This is a genomic window from Streptomyces angustmyceticus (genome assembly GCF_019933235.1).
GTDB lineage: Bacteria > Actinomycetota > Actinomycetes > Streptomycetales > Streptomycetaceae > Streptomyces > Streptomyces angustmyceticus.
Window position 1 is genome coordinate 5,650,594 of the sequence record NZ_CP082945.1, and the last position, 15,393, is coordinate 5,665,986.

At 70.1% G+C, this 15,393-nt stretch carries 13 protein-coding genes; 9 read left to right on the forward strand and 4 right to left on the reverse strand.

What is annotated here, in order from left to right; translation table 11 throughout:
* Positions 1 to 41: 41 nt before the first annotated feature.
* Entirely contained in the window at positions 42 to 1,256 is a 1,215-nt protein-coding gene (locus K7396_RS25245) for an alpha/beta hydrolase (protein ID WP_086720249.1), read from the reverse strand.
* Between the two features lie 215 nt (positions 1,257 to 1,471).
* Entirely contained in the window at positions 1,472 to 2,125 is a 654-nt protein-coding gene (locus K7396_RS25250) for a TetR/AcrR family transcriptional regulator (RefSeq protein ID WP_086720248.1), read from the reverse strand.
* Between the two features lie 115 nt (positions 2,126 to 2,240).
* Here K7396_RS25250 and K7396_RS25255 point away from each other — a divergent pair, with 115 nt between their 5' ends.
* Complete coding sequence (locus K7396_RS25255; RefSeq protein WP_086720247.1) at positions 2,241 to 3,842, forward strand: MFS transporter; 1,602 nt, start codon at positions 2,241 to 2,243, stop codon at positions 3,840 to 3,842.
* A 528-nt stretch (positions 3,843 to 4,370) separates the two neighbouring features.
* Positions 4,371 to 4,790: a peptidase inhibitor family I36 protein gene (locus K7396_RS25260; protein WP_086721100.1), complete on the forward strand. Its 420-nt coding sequence runs from the start codon at positions 4,371 to 4,373 to the stop codon at positions 4,788 to 4,790.
* 108 nt (positions 4,791 to 4,898) lie between these two features.
* Here K7396_RS25260 and aceE read toward each other — a convergent pair whose 3' ends face one another.
* Entirely contained in the window at positions 4,899 to 7,631 is a 2,733-nt protein-coding gene (gene aceE, locus K7396_RS25265; protein ID WP_086721101.1) for a pyruvate dehydrogenase (acetyl-transferring), homodimeric type, read from the reverse strand.
* A gap of 515 nt (positions 7,632 to 8,146) precedes the next feature.
* On the opposite strand from aceE, the gene K7396_RS25270 reads away from it, so the two are divergent.
* From K7396_RS25270 to K7396_RS25295, 6 genes are all read left to right on the forward strand, one after another.
* Positions 8,147 to 8,578, forward strand: coding sequence for a DUF3052 domain-containing protein (locus tag K7396_RS25270; RefSeq protein ID WP_030081424.1), 432 nt, complete (start codon positions 8,147 to 8,149; stop codon positions 8,576 to 8,578).
* A 147-nt stretch (positions 8,579 to 8,725) separates the two neighbouring features.
* Positions 8,726 to 9,184 carry a peroxiredoxin gene (locus tag K7396_RS25275; protein ID WP_086721102.1) on the forward strand — a complete coding sequence of 153 codons (459 nt, stop codon included), beginning with the start codon at positions 8,726 to 8,728 and terminating at the stop codon, positions 9,182 to 9,184.
* A 176-nt stretch (positions 9,185 to 9,360) separates the two neighbouring features.
* Positions 9,361 to 9,936, forward strand: coding sequence for a TerD family protein (locus K7396_RS25280; RefSeq protein WP_086721103.1), 576 nt, complete (start codon positions 9,361 to 9,363; stop codon positions 9,934 to 9,936).
* Between the two features lie 226 nt (positions 9,937 to 10,162).
* Positions 10,163 to 10,738 (forward strand): TerD family protein, encoded by a 576-nt coding sequence (locus tag K7396_RS25285; protein ID WP_086721104.1) that lies wholly within the window; start codon positions 10,163 to 10,165, stop codon positions 10,736 to 10,738.
* Between the two features lie 53 nt (positions 10,739 to 10,791).
* Entirely contained in the window at positions 10,792 to 11,922 is a 1,131-nt protein-coding gene (locus tag K7396_RS25290) for a DUF475 domain-containing protein (RefSeq protein WP_086721105.1), read from the forward strand.
* A 99-nt stretch (positions 11,923 to 12,021) separates the two neighbouring features.
* The gene (locus K7396_RS25295; protein WP_086721106.1) at positions 12,022 to 12,765 is read left to right on the forward strand and encodes a TerD family protein; all 744 of its coding nucleotides are present in this window, start codon (positions 12,022 to 12,024) and stop codon (positions 12,763 to 12,765) included.
* A gap of 63 nt (positions 12,766 to 12,828) precedes the next feature.
* Here the strand turns inward: K7396_RS25295 and K7396_RS25300 are convergent, their stop codons facing one another.
* Complete coding sequence (locus K7396_RS25300; protein ID WP_152104390.1) at positions 12,829 to 13,992, reverse strand: TerD family protein; 1,164 nt, start codon at positions 13,990 to 13,992, stop codon at positions 12,829 to 12,831.
* A gap of 218 nt (positions 13,993 to 14,210) precedes the next feature.
* Between K7396_RS25300 and K7396_RS25305 the strand changes: the two genes are divergently transcribed.
* Positions 14,211 to 15,383 carry an HpcH/HpaI aldolase/citrate lyase family protein gene (locus K7396_RS25305; RefSeq protein WP_086719527.1) on the forward strand — a complete coding sequence of 391 codons (1,173 nt, stop codon included), beginning with the start codon at positions 14,211 to 14,213 and terminating at the stop codon, positions 15,381 to 15,383.
* Positions 15,384 to 15,393 lie beyond the last annotated feature (10 nt).

Here is a 15,393-nt window from a genome sequence, read left to right on the forward strand (position 1 = left end):
CGGGCCGTGCCCGCGGCACCGGTCGTGGGGCCCGGCGGCCCTCAGGCCAGGTCCGAGCTGCAGTGCGGGTCGTCGGAGGCGCAGGAGACCGTGCTGGTCGCGCCGACGCCGACGAGCGCGAAGTTGCGCAGGCTGCGGGTGCCGGGCGCGAAGTAGCCCGCGTGCCCCACGGCGCCCTCGGCCGACAGGATGCGCGAGCCGAAGGACGGATCGACCGGGTCGGCGCCGTGGCCGAGCCCCCCGACCTCCAGGTAGGGCACGTCCGCGATCCAGTCGTCGGCGTCCCGCATGGCCCAGACGCGGGCGCGGGTGCCCAGCCCGGCGAGGCTGCCGGCCCGCATGCCGGGGCTGCCGGCCACCGCGATGTCCTCGACGTTGGACGGCAGGGTGCGGGCCGCGAGCCCGCACACCACGGAGCCGTAGCTGTGGCAGAACAGCGAGACGGTGTCGGAGGAGGGCAGCGCGTCGACCAGGGCGCGCAGCCGGACCGCGCCGTCCGCGGCGAGCTTCCCGGTGGCCGCCTCGACGCCCATCCCGGCCGGGGAGGTGTAGTCGGCCCAGGCGATCACGGCGGTACGGGTGCCGGGGCGGGCCTCGCGCTCGGCGCCGTAGAGGGACCGCGCCATGCCGACGGGGGCGCGGGTGGCCGCCGTGGTGCGCTCGAAGGTCGACAGGTTGGTGTCCACACCGGGCACCACGACCGAGACCCGCTGCGCCGCCGGCAGGTTGCCGAAGACCTCGGCGGCCCGGCCGTCGCCGGCCGGGTCGAAGGCGAGGATCTGCCGGCCGGGACTCATCATCGAGGCGAAGCGGTGCATCAGCCGGCCCGCCTCCTGGCGGCCGACGGGGGTGAGCCGGCGGTCGCCCATCCGCTGCTTCTCGATCGCGCGGGCGTCGTCGAGCGCCATCCGGTTGGCGCGGTAGCGCAGCGGCACGGGGGCGCCGTTCATATTGCCCACGACCAGCGGGTAGCGCCGGGCGAGCTGCTGCTTCTCGCCGCCGGTGAGCTTGCCGAAGAAGGCCCGGAGGGTGGCCGGCGGGCCCTTGGGGTCGGGCAGCCGGTGGCCGTGGAAGGTGGCGTGCTGCCAGGCGGTCCTGGCGGTGGCCAGCGGATTGGCGTCTTCCTTGGTACCTCTGACGGCCGTCCAGCCGGTCAGCGCGAGCATCACGAACACCACCGCCAGGGCGAGCGCGGCGCGCCAGGCGGAGGACTGCAGGAAACCGGAGGAGGGGGCGAGGCCCGGGAAAGAAGTCACCGCGGGCCACCCTAGGAGACGCGGCGGCGTGCTCGCTGTGACCGTGAGTGAGATCACGTTTCGGGGTGGGTATTTCGACCAAACCGGACACGTGTCGCCCGTTTTCGGTGCTCAGTCGTGCATACGTGAACTCAGGAGGGGGAGCGGAACCCTCGCGCAAAGATGGATGGCCGCTACAGGGAGTAGGGGATGGCGGCGGCCGCCGGGGGCCGCGCTCAGTCCGTCCGCCAGTCGTCGTCCATCGCCGGACCGATGTGGTCCAGGTAGGACCGGGTCAGCTCCCGGATGGAGGCCACGCTGCAGTCCTGGCCCTCGCCCCACACCTTGCCGGCCACCCGCATCACCCCGCTGAACGCGGCGACGAGCACCCGCGGCCGCGGATCGGCGTCGACGTCCAGCCCCTCGCGCCGGGCGATCAGCCGCGCGATCTCCTCCTCCAGCTCGGAGGAGCGCCGCAGATGCGCGGCGACCAGCGCGGGCGTCGACTCGATCATCTGGTACGAGCGCATGTGCAGCTCCACCGGGATCACCGACTCGATGGAGCTGCCGATGTCGTCCCAGGCCACCATCACGGCGCTGCGCAGGGCGGTGAGCGGCGCCTCCGCCGCGGGCCGGGCGAGCAGCTCGTCGAGGAAGCGGGCCTCGACCATCGTCTGGACGGCGAAGGCGACGTCCTCCTTGTTGGCGAAGTAGCGGAAGTACGTCCGCTGGGAGACGTCCACCGCCTCGGCGATCTCATCGATCGTCGTCGTCTCGTACCCCTGCTCGGTGAAGAGTTCGAGCGCCGCGCGGATCAGGGCGTCGCGGGTGCGCTGCTTCTTGCGTTCCCGCAGGCCCGCGGGGGCCGTCTGCGGCGTCGGGGTCGCCATCCTGAGCCGCCTTTCTCCGGTGTTCTCGCTGCTCAGGTTACCTGTGAGCGAGATGACAGTTACCGACTCATGAAATGCTTTGTCAACTGTCAGTGGCTGACATTAGCCTCGTCGTATGAGTTCCCAGACCCCGGTTGCCGTCGCAGCGCCGGACCTTCCCGCACCCGAGACCTCCAAGGGGCTGCGCGGCCATCCGTGGCTGACCCTCTTCTCCGTCGCCATCGGCGTGATGATGGTCGCCCTGGACGGCACGATCGTCGCCATCGCCAACCCGGCCATCAAGGAAGACCTCGGCGCCTCGCTCGCCGACGTGCAGTGGATCACCAACGGCTACATGCTCGCGCTGGCCGTCTCGCTGATCACCGCCGGCAAGCTCGGTGACCGCTTCGGCCACCGCCAGACCTTCCTCATCGGCATCCTCGGCTTCGCCGCCGCCTCCGGCGCCATCGGCTTCTCCCACGAGGTCGCGCTGGTCATCACCTTCCGTGTGCTGCAGGGCCTGTTCGGCGCGCTGCTGATGCCGGCCGCGCTGGGACTGCTGCGCGCCACCTTCCCGGCCGAGAAGCTCAACATGGCGATCGGCATCTGGGGCATGGTCATCGGCGCCTCCACCGCCGGCGGTCCGATAGTCGGCGGACTGCTGGTGGAGCACGTCAACTGGCAGTCCGTGTTCTTCATCAACGTCCCGGTCGGCGTGCTGGCCCTGGTCCTCGGCCTGGTGATCCTCAAGGACCACCGTGCGGTGAACGCCCCGCGCTCGTTCGACATCCCCGGCATCGTGCTGCTCTCCGGCGCGATGTTCTGCCTGATCTGGCCGCTGATCAAGGCGTCGGCCTGGGGCTGGGGCGACCAGAAGACCCTGGGCTTCCTGATCGGCTCCGTGGTCCTCTTCGCGCTGTTCGCCGTCCTGGAGACCAAGGTCCGCGAACCGCTCATCCCGCTGCGGATGTTCCGCTCCCTGCCGCTGACCGCCGGCACGGTCCTGATGGTGCTGATGGCCTTCGCCTTCATGGGCGGCCTGTTCTTCGTGACGTTCTACCTCCAGAACGTCCACGGCATGACCCCCGTCGACAGCGGTCTGCACCTCCTCCCGCTCACGGGCATGATGATCGTCGGCTCGCCGCTCGCCGGCGCCCTGATCACCAAGCTCGGCCCGCGCATCCCGCTGGTCGGCGGCATGGTCCTCACCGCCGTCGCCATGTACGGCATGTCCGGTCTCGACACGGACAGCACCACCGGCCCGATGTCCCTGTGGTTCGCGCTGCTCGGCCTGGGCCTGGCGCCCGTCATGGTCGGCGCCACCGAGGTCATCGTCGGCAACGCCCCGCTGGAGCTCTCCGGCGTCGCCGGCGGCCTCCAGCAGGCCGCGATGCAGGTCGGCGGCAGCCTCGGCACGGCCGTGCTCGGCGCGGTGATGGCCTCCCGCGTGGACCACGATCTCCCGGGCAACTGGAAGTCGGCCGGCCTCCCGCCGGTCCCGCCCGCGCAGGCGTCCCAGCTGTCCGACGCGGTCTCGGCCGGTATCGCCCCGGTCCCGAAGGGCACCCCGCCGGCGTTCGCCGAGAAGATCGTTTCCGTCGCGCACGACACCTTCGTGTCCGGCATGGGCCTGGCCTTCACCGTCGCCTGCGGCGTGGCGGTCGTCGCCGCCGTCGTCGCCGTCTTCACCAAGCGCGGCGCGAACGCCGAAGCGGGCGCGGGCGTCGGCCACATCTGACCCGGGTCCCCGGCTCCTGGCCGCAGACTCCCGGCGCGCGGCCGGTCCGAGGCTCGACCTCGCCCGGCCGCGCGCCGTTGCTGTGATGCATGTGTGCGCGCCGCCCGCGCGCTGACGTCAACGGCGGGCGTCAACCGGCCTCCCCGGCCCCCGCCCTGGCCCTCCCGCCGTACGCCCGCCGGGAGTTGGCCCCTGCCCGAGCGCCGAATCCCTCATCCGGATGAGCCGGCCGGGGAACCGAACCGGGCACCGGCCTTCTCCGGGGCGCCGGCCACCTCCCGGACCCCGGCAGCCCATGGGGCGAACGGTTTCCGCACCACGCCCCGCCGCCCCGTCCCCCGTCAACGCCGTGCACCGGCGCCCCGATCCGGGCCGCTCCGCCTGTCCACATACCTGATCCGGGTGGCCGTGCCACCACGGCCTTGGCAACCGCGCCGCGCCCTCGCGAAGCTCGACACGCAGCACCCGCCGCGGGCGACCCGCCCGCGGCGGAACGCCATCGTCGTACTCCACGGGGGAGAGATTCCTATGCGCCTGCGTCCGCACCCGTCCCGCACCACCGCGCTCCTCACCGGCCTCGCCGCGCTCACCGCGGCCCTCACCGTCCCGCCCGCCCTCGGCACCCCGGCCGCGCACGCGGCCCCCGGCGGCCGGGCCGGTGCCGCCTCGGGCCCCTGCGCGGCGGGAGCGCTGTGCCTCTGGCCGAAGGCGGACTTCGGCGGCACCCGGCGGACCTACGAACTGTCGGACACCGACATCGAGAGCTGCACCCCGCTGCCCAAGGGGACCACCGCCGTCGCGCTCGCCAACCGGACCGGACGGCCGGTCACCACCTACCAGAGCGCGGAGTGCGCCGAGACCGCCGAGTTCGACACCTATCCGGGCGGCGGCAGCTGGGTGCCCCGATCCCCGTACCAAGTAAGGGCGTTCAAGGTATGGGAACGCTGACCCGGCCCCGCCCCCGCACCCGCACCCGCACCACAGCGCCCCCCGACCGGCGCAGAACGCTGGTCGGGGGGCGCGGATGAGGCGGTGCGGCCGTCGGCCGCGGAGAGGTCAGGCGTCGCCGCCGGCCTCCCCGGCCTCGGCGGCCGTGACGTCAAGGAGCTGGTAGCGGTCGATCGCCTGCTTCAGCAGCGACCGGTCGACCTTGCCCTCCTTGGCGAGCTCGGTGAGCACGCCCAGGACGATGGACTGCGCGTCGATGTGGAAGAAGCGACGGGCCGCGCCACGGGTGTCCGCGAAGCCGAAGCCGTCGGCACCCAGCGACTGGTACGTGCCGGGAACCCAGCGCGCGATCTGGTCGGGAACCGCCCGCATCCAGTCCGAGACGGCGACCGTCGGGCCCTCGGCACCCTGGAGCTTCTGCGTCACGTACGGGACGCGCTGCTCCTCCTCCGGGTGCAGAAGGTTGTGCTCCTCGACCTCCACCGCGTCGCGGCGCAGCTCGTTCCAGGAGGTCGCCGACCAGACATCGGCCTTGACGTTCCACTCGTCCGCGAGGATCTGCTGGGCCTCGACGGCCCACGGCACCGCGACACCCGAGGCGAGGATCTGGGCCGCGTGCTCGCCCTTCTCGCCCGCCTTGATGCGGTGCAGACCCTTGAGGATGCCCTCGACGTCGGTGTCGGACGGCTCCGCCGGGTGCTGGATCGGCTCGTTGTAGACGGTCAGGTAGTAGAAGATGTCCTCGGAGTTCTCCCCGTACATCCTCCGCAGACCGTCCTTGACGATGTGCGCGATCTCGTAGCCGTAGGCCGGGTCGTAGGCGACACAGGCCGGGTTGGTCGAGGCCAGCAGCTGGGAGTGGCCGTCGGCGTGCTGCAGGCCCTCACCGGTCAGCGTCGTCCGGCCCGCGGTCGCACCGAGCACGAAGCCGCGCGCGAGCTGGTCGGCCATCTGCCAGAACTGGTCGCCGGTGCGCTGGAAGCCGAACATCGAGTAGAAGACGTAGACCGGGATCAGCGGCTCGCCGTGCGTCGCATAGGCGGAGCCCGCCGCGATCAGCGAGGCCGTGCAGCCCGCCTCGGTGATGCCGTCGTGCAGCATCTGGCCGGTCGGCGACTCCTTGTACGCGAGGAGCAGTTCGCGGTCGACCGACTCGTACTGCTGGCCCAGCGGGTTGTAGATCTTGGCCGACGGGAAGAACGCGTCCATGCCGAAGGTGCGGTACTCGTCGGGCGCGATCGGCACGAAGCGCTTGCCGATCTCCTTGTCCCGCATGAGGTCCTTCAGGATGCGGACGAACGCCATGGTCGTGGCGATCTTCTGCTGTCCCGAGCCCTTCTTGGCGCCCGCGTAGGCCTTGTCGTCCGGCAGCGGCAGCGGCTCGGCGCGCACGACACGGGTGGGGACGTACCCGCCCAGGCCCTTGCGGCGGTCGTGCATGTACTGGATCTCTTCGGAGTCCCGGCCCGGGTGGTAGTACGGCGGCAGGCCGTCCTCCAGGTCCTTGTCCGGGATCGGCAGGTGCAGCCGGTCGCGGAAGCCCTTGAGGTCGTCGACCGTCAGCTTCTTCATCTGGTGGGTCGCGTTGCGGCCCTCGAAGTTCGGGCCGAGCGTCCAGCCCTTGACGGTCTGCGCGAGGATCACCGTCGGCTGGCCCTTGTGGGCCTTGGCCGCCGCGTACGCCGCGTAGATCTTCTTGTGGTCGTGACCGCCGCGGCCCAGGTGCAGGATCTGGTCGTCGGTCATGTTCTCGACCATGGCGCGCAGCCGGTGGTCGTCGCCGAAGAAGTGCTCGCGGATGTACGCGCCGGTCTCGGTGGCGTACGTCTGGAACTGGCCGTCGGGGGTGGTGTTGAGCTTGTTGACCAGGATGCCGTCGCGGTCCTGCGCGAGCAGCGGGTCCCAGCTGCGGTCCCACACCAGCTTGATGACGTTCCAGCCGGCGCCGCGGAACTGCGACTCCAGCTCCTGCATGATCTTGCCGTTGCCGCGGACCGGGCCGTCGAGGCGCTGCAGGTTGCAGTTGACGACGAAGGTCAGGTTGTCCAGGCCCTCACGGGCGGCGATGGACAGCTGGCCGAGCGACTCGGGCTCGTCCATCTCGCCGTCGCCGAGGTAGGCCCATACGTGCGACTTGGAGGTGTCGGCGATGCCGCGCGCCTCCATGTAGCGGTTCATCCGCGCCTGGTAGATCGCGCCGAGCGGGCCGAGGCCCATCGAGACGGTCGGGAACTCCCAGAAGTCCGGCATCAGCCGCGGGTGCGGGTAGCTGGACAGGCCGTCGGGGGCCTTGGACTTCTCCTGGCGGAAGGCGTCGAGCTGCGCCTCGGAGAGTCGGTCCAGGAGGTACGCACGGGCGTAGACACCGGGCGAGGCGTGGCCCTGGAAGAAGATCTGGTCGCCGCCGTCGCCCTCGTCCTTGCCCCGGAAGAAGTGGTTGAAGCCCACGTCGTACAGGGAGGCGGAGGACGCGAAGGTGGCGATGTGGCCGCCGACGCCGATGCCCGGACGCTGGGCGCGCGAGACCATGACGGCGGCGTTCCACCGGGTGGCGTTGAGGATCTTGCGCTCGATCTCCTCGTTGCCCGGGAAGAACGGCTCGTTCTTGGTCGCGATGGTGTTGATGTAGTCCGTGCTGCGCATCTCGGGCACGGCCACCCGCTTCTCTCGCGCGCGCTCGATCAGGCGGAGCATGAGGTAGCGGGCACGTTCCCGGCCGCGCTCGTCGACGGCTGCGTCGAGCGAGTCGAGCCACTCCTGGGTCTCTTCGGGATCGAAGTCCGGGACCTGGCTGGGAAGGCCGCCAATGATGATCGGGTTTCGATCGGATCCGGAAGCCACGCTGTTCCTTCGTGTTCGGTTCGTTTCGTGCTCTGCAGGCTATTGATGCTGTGCACGGGACGAATGCTGTCGCTGCCTTGGTGTCGCGCCGTCTTCCATCGTGTACCGAGCCACAGGGATACGTCACCTCTACCGATGGGTAACCATCCGTAGAGAGATGGCGCTGAAAAGGCCGATTTCTCGCGTCGGCCAAATCGCAACCATACGCCCATGTCGAAAGTGCTTCGCGTACGGACGTGCGGGCGCCGAAATCGGGTCCGGGGGCGGCCGCCGCCCCCCGAAGGGACCAGTCCCGCGCGAGTACCCGATAAACTTCACAGAAAGCTGTGGCGTGAATCACTTCAGCCTGGCCTGCGGGGGTCGTGCTTGCGGCGAGACGCCTCGGAACGTCACCGTTTCGGCGGTCTGGACCGCCGGGTACTTGCGCGATCCGCCCGGCCCGTGTGGACTACGCCCAATGCTCCGCGCACGCGCGGGGTCCCCGAGCATTTCCGAAACATGACAGGAGGCAATCCGTGAGCGCGACCGCGGACCACGCGGAGGAGCGGACCAACCCTGCCGCCAGGCTGGGGTTCGAGCCCGGACAGGTGGTCCAGGAGATCGGCTACGACGACGACGTCGATCAGGATCTCCGCGAAGGCATTGAGACCGTGATCGGCCAGGATCTCGTCGACGAGGACTACGACGACGTGTGTGACGTCGTCCTGCTGTGGTTCCGGGACGAGGACGGCGACCTCACGGACGCGCTGGTGGACGCCATCGGGCTGATCGACGAGGGCGGGCAGATCTGGCTGCTGACCCCGAAGACCGGCCGCGACGGTTACGTCGAACCGAGCGACATCAATGAGGCCGCGCAGACCGCGGGTCTGTCCCAGACCAAGAGCATCAACGCGGGCAAGGACTGGGCCGGAAGCCGCCTGGTCACGCCCAAGGCGGGCAAGCGCTGAGCCGCACCGTCCCACCGTGCGCCACCGAGCCCCCTCCGCCTGTTCCGGAGGGGGCTCGGCCCTGTTCAGGACAGGTTCCCCGGACGTGCACACCGGCGCGTAGGGTTGGTCGCGTCCTGTTGCGAGTGAGCGGAAGGGAAGCACCCCATGGCGATCGAGGTCGGCACGAAGGCTCCGGATTTCGAGCTGAAGAACCAGCACGGCGAGCTGGTCAAGCTCTCCTCCTTCCGCGGCGAGAAGGCCGTCGTCCTCCTCTTCTACCCCTTCGCCTTCACCGGCGTCTGCACCGGTGAGCTCTGCGCGCTCCGCGACGAGCTGCCGAAGTTCGTCAACGACGACGTCCAGCTGCTGGCCGTCTCCAACGACTCCCCGTTCTCGCTGCGCGTCTTCGCCGAGCAGGAGGGCCTGGAGTACCCGCTGCTGTCGGACTTCTGGCCGCACGGCGAGGTCTCGCGGGCGTACGGCGTCTTCGACGAGGAGAAGGGCTGCGCGGTGCGCGGCACGTTCATCATCGACAAGGAGGGCGTGGTGCGCTGGACGGTCGTCAACGGCCTGCCCGACGCCCGCGACCTGAACGAGTACGTCAAGGCGCTCGACACCCTCTGAGGGCGCGCGCCCGCCCCGGCCGGCGCCCTCCTGCGCCCACCGGGCCGAATCCGCACGGATCCAGGTGCGGGATCTGCAATCGGTGGGAACCGGTCACTAGGATCAATTCGTTGATCCGATGCCATGCACGATGGGGGCGCAATCTTTACGTACCCCTCGAATCTATGGGAGGACTCGTGGGAGTCAGCCTCAGCAAGGGCGGCAACGTCTCGCTGACGAAGGAAGCCCCCAATCTGACCGCCGTCGTCGTCGGTCTGGGCTGGGACGCGCGCACGACCACCGGTACGGACTTCGACCTGGACGCCAGCGCCCTGCTGACGAACGACCAGGGCAAGGTGGCCAACGACCAGAACTTCGTGTTCTTCAACAACCTGAAGAGCCCGGACGGTTCGGTCGAGCACACCGGCGACAACATCACCGGTGAGGGCGAAGGCGACGACGAGCAGATCAAGGTGAACCTGGCCGCGGTGCCGGCCGACGTCTCCAAGATCGTCTTCCCGGTGTCGATCTACGACGCCGAGACCCGCCAGCAGAGCTTCGGCCAGGTCCGCAACGCCTTCATCCGCGTGGTCAACCAGGCCGACAACAACGAGCTGGCGCGCTACGACCTGAGCGAGGACGCCTCGACCGAGACCGCCATGGTCTTCGGCGAGCTGTACCGCAACGGCGCCGAGTGGAAGTTCCGGGCCATCGGCCAGGGCTACGCCTCGGGGCTGCGCGGCATCGCGCAGGACTTCGGCGTCAACGTCTGATCCGGCGGGACCTGACGGATCCGACGGGATTCGTCAGGGCCCGGGGGATCCAGCCATCTGATCGTCGGTCCCGGGACCGGGCGGCTGCCGCAGCGGCCGGCCGGTCCCGGGAGCGACGGCGTCCGGCGCCGTACGCCCTGCCCGGGGACGTGCGGCGCCGGACGCGCATCGAGGACACGGGCCGCGCCGGGCACGGCCCGCACGGACGCAGGGGAGGAAGCGAACGATGAGCGTCACGCTTGCCAAGGGGGGCAATGTCTCCCTGTCCAAGGCCGCGCCGGATCTCACGCAGATCATGGTCGGCCTCGGCTGGGACGCGCGGTCCACGACCGGAGCACCCTTCGACCTCGACGCCAGCGCACTGCTGTGCCGGTCGGGCCGGGTGCTGGGGGACGAGTACTTCGTCTTCTACAACAACCTCAAGAGCCCCGAGGGCTCCGTCGAGCACACCGGGGACAATCTCACCGGCGAGGGAGAGGGCGACGACGAGTCGGTTCTCGTCGATCTCTCGCAGGTTCCCGAGCAGGTCGACAAGATCGTTTTTCCGGTCTCGATCCATGAGGCCGATGCGCGCGGCCAGAGCTTCGGCCAGGTCAGCAATGCCTTTATCCGGATCGTCAATCAGGCAGACGGCAGCGAACTCGCCCGTTACGACCTCAGCGAGGACGCCTCCGCCGAAACCGCAATGATCTTCGGCGAGGTGTACCGCCACAACGGCGAATGGAAGTTCCGTGCGGTGGGGCAGGGGTACGCGTCGGGTCTGCGGGGCATCGCTCTAGACTTCGGGGTCAACGTTTCGTAAAGCGCCGCGCGCTGCGCGCGGGGGACCCCATACAGCGAGGGATTGGGTAGGCAGTGCTCCTGAAAACCTTTGGCTGGTCGTTCGCCATCACGGTGATAGGCCTCGCCTTGGCGGGCGTGCTCTGGGGGTGGCAGGGGCTGGCGATTGTCGGGATCCTGTCCATCCTGGAGATCTCGCTCTCGTTCGACAACGCCGTGATCAACGCGGGCATCCTGCGCAAGATGAACGCCTTCTGGCAGAAGATCTTCCTCACCGTCGGCATCCTCATCGCGGTGTTCGGCATGCGGCTGGTGTTCCCGGTCGTCATTGTCGCGATCACCGCGAAGCTGGGGCCGATCGAGGCGGTCAACCTCGCCATCAACGACAAGGCGCAATACCAGGAACTGGTCACCAGCGCGCACCCGGCCATCGCGGCCTTCGGCGGAATCTTCCTGCTGATGATCTTCCTCGACTTCATATTCGAGGAGCGCGACTACAAGTGGCTGTCCTGGATCGAGAAGCCCATGGCCAAGATGGGCAAGCTCGACATGCTGTCGGTCATCATCGGGCTGGTCGTCCTGCTGGTGACCGCGATGACGGTGGCCACCGACGCCGCGCACGGCGCCGGTGACAAGAGCGCCACGGTCCTGCTGGCCGGCGTCGCGGGCATGATCACGTATCTCGTCGTCGGCGGCGTCTCCGGCTACTTCGAGGACAAGCTGGAGGACGACGAGGACGACGAGGGCGAGGAGGCCGCCGCGGCCCCCGCGACGAAGGGCACCGGCGCGGCCGTGGGCCTGGCCGGCAAGGCCGCGTTCTTCATGTTCCTCTACCTGGAGGTCATCGACGCGTCGTTCTCCTTCGACGGTGTCATCGGCGCCTTCGCGATCACCAACGACATCTTCATGATGGCGCTGGGTCTGGGCATCGGCGCGATGTACATCCGTTCGCTGACGGTCTTCCTGGTCCGCAAGGGGACCCTGGACGACTACGTCTACCTGGAGCACGGCGCCCACTACGCGATCGGCGCGCTGGCCGTGATCCTGCTGGCCACGATCAAGTACGAGATCCCCGAGGTCGTCACCGGCCTGGTGGGCATCGCGCTGATCGGCCTCTCCTTCGTGTCGTCCGTGATCCGCAACCGGCGCGAGGGCAGGCCCGGGGACACCTCGGGAACACCGTCGGAAGTCACCTCCGGAGTGTGACGCGACGCTGATTGAGGAACGCTCTTTGCGGGGCGGCTGCGAGGTGCGGACCTCGGGCCGCCCCGCAGTGATGTGGGGCCGAGCTATGGGGTGGGCAGAGTGTCGTTCCTGGGGAATCTGTGGCGTGGTGGCGGCGCGAAGTTCGACTTCGACAGCGGCGGGGCGTCGTACGTCGTCGAGCTGACGAAACGGAGTCCGGTCGTCTCGCTGACCAAGCAGGGGGCGGCCTCCGGGCATCTGCGGGTCAATCTGCACTGGCAGATGCGGACCTCGGACCTGCACGAGCGCGGCGGGCAGGGCAGGGGCGGGCTGCTGCGGAATCCGGGCAAGCTGTTCAAGCCCGAGATAGTGCAGGCGCAGGGGCCGGCCGTGGTCAATGTCGACCTGGACCTGGCCTGCCTGTACGAGCTCCAGGACGGCACCAAGGGCGTGGTACAGCCGCTGGGCAACTTCCTCGGCGACCTCAACGCCCCGCCCTTCGTGAAGCTCAGCGGCGACGACCGCTTCGGTTCGGGATCCGGCGAGACGCTCTACATCAACCTCGATCACCGCGACGAGATCAAGCGCATGCTGCTCTTCGTCTACATCTACGACGGGACGCCCGCGTTCGACCGTACGCACGCGGTCGTGACGCTCTATCCGAGCAGCGGGCCGCGGGTCGAGGTCAAGCTGGACGAGCGGGCGCCGCAGGCCCGTTCCTGCGCCATCTTCATGCTGGAGAACGTCAAGGGCGAGCTGACGGTGCGCCGCGAGGTGAAGTACGTCTACGGCTTCCAGGCGGAGCTCGACCGGCTGTACGGCTGGGGCCTGCAGTGGGGGCGGGGCTACAAGACGAACGCGTGAGGCGGGCGTGCCCGCCCCGGTCCCTGCCCGCATCGCGTCGGCAGGGACCGTTGCCGGAGATCGCTAACGCCGCTGGAACTGCGGTCCCTGGGGCGGCAGGACGAACGACGGGTCCGGCACGAAGGGCTGCTGCGGCGGGTAGCCGTAGGTCGCGGGGGACTGCTGCGGCGGCTGCGGAGCGCCGTACGGCGCCGGGGGCGGCTGCTGGGGCTGGTACTGCGGCGGCGGCCCCGGGTAGCCGTAGGCGGGCTGGGCCGGGGGCTGGGTGGGCGGCGGGGGCACGTTCTGCGGGTAGCCGTAGCCGCCGCTGGTGGGCGGCGTCCCCGGCGCCTGGGACGGCGCGGCGGGCGACGGCAGCGGTGCGGACGAGAAGGGCTCCGGCATGGCGTCCGGGACGTGCTGGGTGACCGCGTCCGGGTCCGACGCCGAGGACGCCTGCCCGTCCGCCGCGGACGGGGGGCCCGAGGCTTCCTCGGGCCAGGTGCTGGGCGGCGGGGTCGCGGAGGCGGCCGGGGCGCTCGCCGCCGGGGCCGGGTCGGGCGTCGCCGCGGGCTCGGGGCCGGAGGGCGCCGACGCCGGCGCTTCCGATGCCGGAGCCTCCGAGGCGGGTGCCTGCGGCCTCGGTGCCGCCGAGGCCGGTGCGGACGCCTCGTCCGGCGTCGCCGGGCCGTCGCCGTCCGCCTCGCCCTCCTCCACCGAGATCCCGAACTCGGTCGCCAGGCCCACCAGGCCGGTCTCGTACCCCTGCCCCAGGGCGCGGAACTTCCAGCCGTCCGCGCGCCGGTACAACTCCCCGCAGATCAGGGCCCGCTCGTCGCCCGTCTCGGGCACCACGTCGAAGACCGCGACCGGCTCGCCGTCGCTCGCCGCCGCGTCGTACAGCAGGACCCGCAGATCCGGGACCCCCGCGAACACGCCGCCGTCCGAGGACGCGGCCAGCACCACCCGGTCCACCGACGCGTCCAGCGCCGACAGATCCGCCTCGATGGTGTCGGTCAGGCTCTCGTCGAGCCGGGTCTTGGGCAGGTGCCGCACCAGGCCGCTGGGGTGCCGCGGTTGGTTGTAGAAGACGAAGTCCTCGTCGGAGTGCACGCGCCCCTCGGGCCCCACCAGCAGGGCCGAGGCGTCGACATCGGGGACGCCTGTGCCGGGGGTCCAGCGCAGGACGGCCCGGACAGCCGTGGCATCGAGGGGGACGTTCGACCCTTTCAGCATCGCGTGCGTCATGCCGCAATCCTGCCTTCCCTGAGGTCGCAGCGACAACGCGGGGGGCCACGAGCCGCCTTCGGGGTGCGACGGCAGGTACCCGGGAGCCCCGTGGGGGTTACGTGATTTTCACGCACGCGGGAACTAACCAGGCCCCCACACACGTACGATTACCGGCTGGATCCAGACAGCGAGACGCAGCGGGGGTGCCCGGGTCCCGCATGTATACGGGGAGTTGTATGCGGCACTTTGGGCACCTTCCGCCCGACATCCACAAGACGCTGTTCCACCAGGAGCCGGTGGAGTTCTCCGCGGACTCCCCGGCCCGCACCCTCGCGGTCGCCCTGGGCGCGACGCTCTACAGCCCCGCCACCCGCCCGCGGCTCGCCGCCGATGTCGTCAAACAGGCCGCACTCGGCGTGAAGTCCATGGTGCTGTGCCTGGAGGACTCCATAAGCGACGCGGACGTCGAGGCCGGCGAGGAGAACCTCGTGCGGCAGCTCGGTCTGCTGGACGAGGCGGCCGCCGCGGGCACCGACCTTCCGCTGCTGTTCGTCCGCGTCCGCGCGCCCGGCCAGATACCGGATCTGGTGCGCCGGATGGGCGCCGCCGTGCACAGGCTGTCCGGATTTGTACTTCCGAAGTTCACCGAGGAGCGCGGCGTCCCGTTCCTCGAAGCGCTGACCGCCGCCGAGGCCGACTGCGCCCGGCGGCTCTTCGCGATGCCGGTGCTGGAGTCGCCGGAGCTGCTGCATCTGGAGAGCCGCGCCGAGACCCTCCGGGGCATCGCCAGGACCGTGGACAAGTTCCGGGACCGGGTGCTCGCCCTGCGGCTCGGTGTCACGGACTTCTGCTCCGCCTACGGGCTGCGCCGGGCCCCTGACATGACGGCGTACGACGTGCAGATCGTCGCCTCCGTGATCGCCGACGTGGTGAACGTACTGGGCCGGGCCGACGGCACGGGCTTCACGGTCACCGGCCCCGTGTGGGAGTACTTCCGGCTGCAGGAGAGGATGTTCAAGCCGCAGCTGCGCCGCAGCCCGTTCCTCGGCCGCGCCGAGGAGCTGCGCACCGCCCTGATCGAGCACGACATGGACGGCCTGCTGCGGGAGATCGAACTCGACCGCGCGAACGGCCTGCAGGGCAAGACCTGCATCCACCCCTCGCACGTCGCGCCGGTGCACGCCCTCTCGGTCGTCAGCCATGAGGAGTTCAGCGACGCGGTCGACATCCTGCGGCCCGAACGCGGCGACGGCGGGGTGTTGCGCTCCGCCTATACGAACAAGATGAACGAGGTGAAGCCGCACCGGGCCTGGGCCGAGCGGACCCTGCTGCGCGCCGAGGCGTTCGGCGTGGCCCGCGAGGGCATCGGGTTCGTGGAGCTGCTGGCGGCGAGCCTGCCGCAGAGCTGAACGGCGGCGG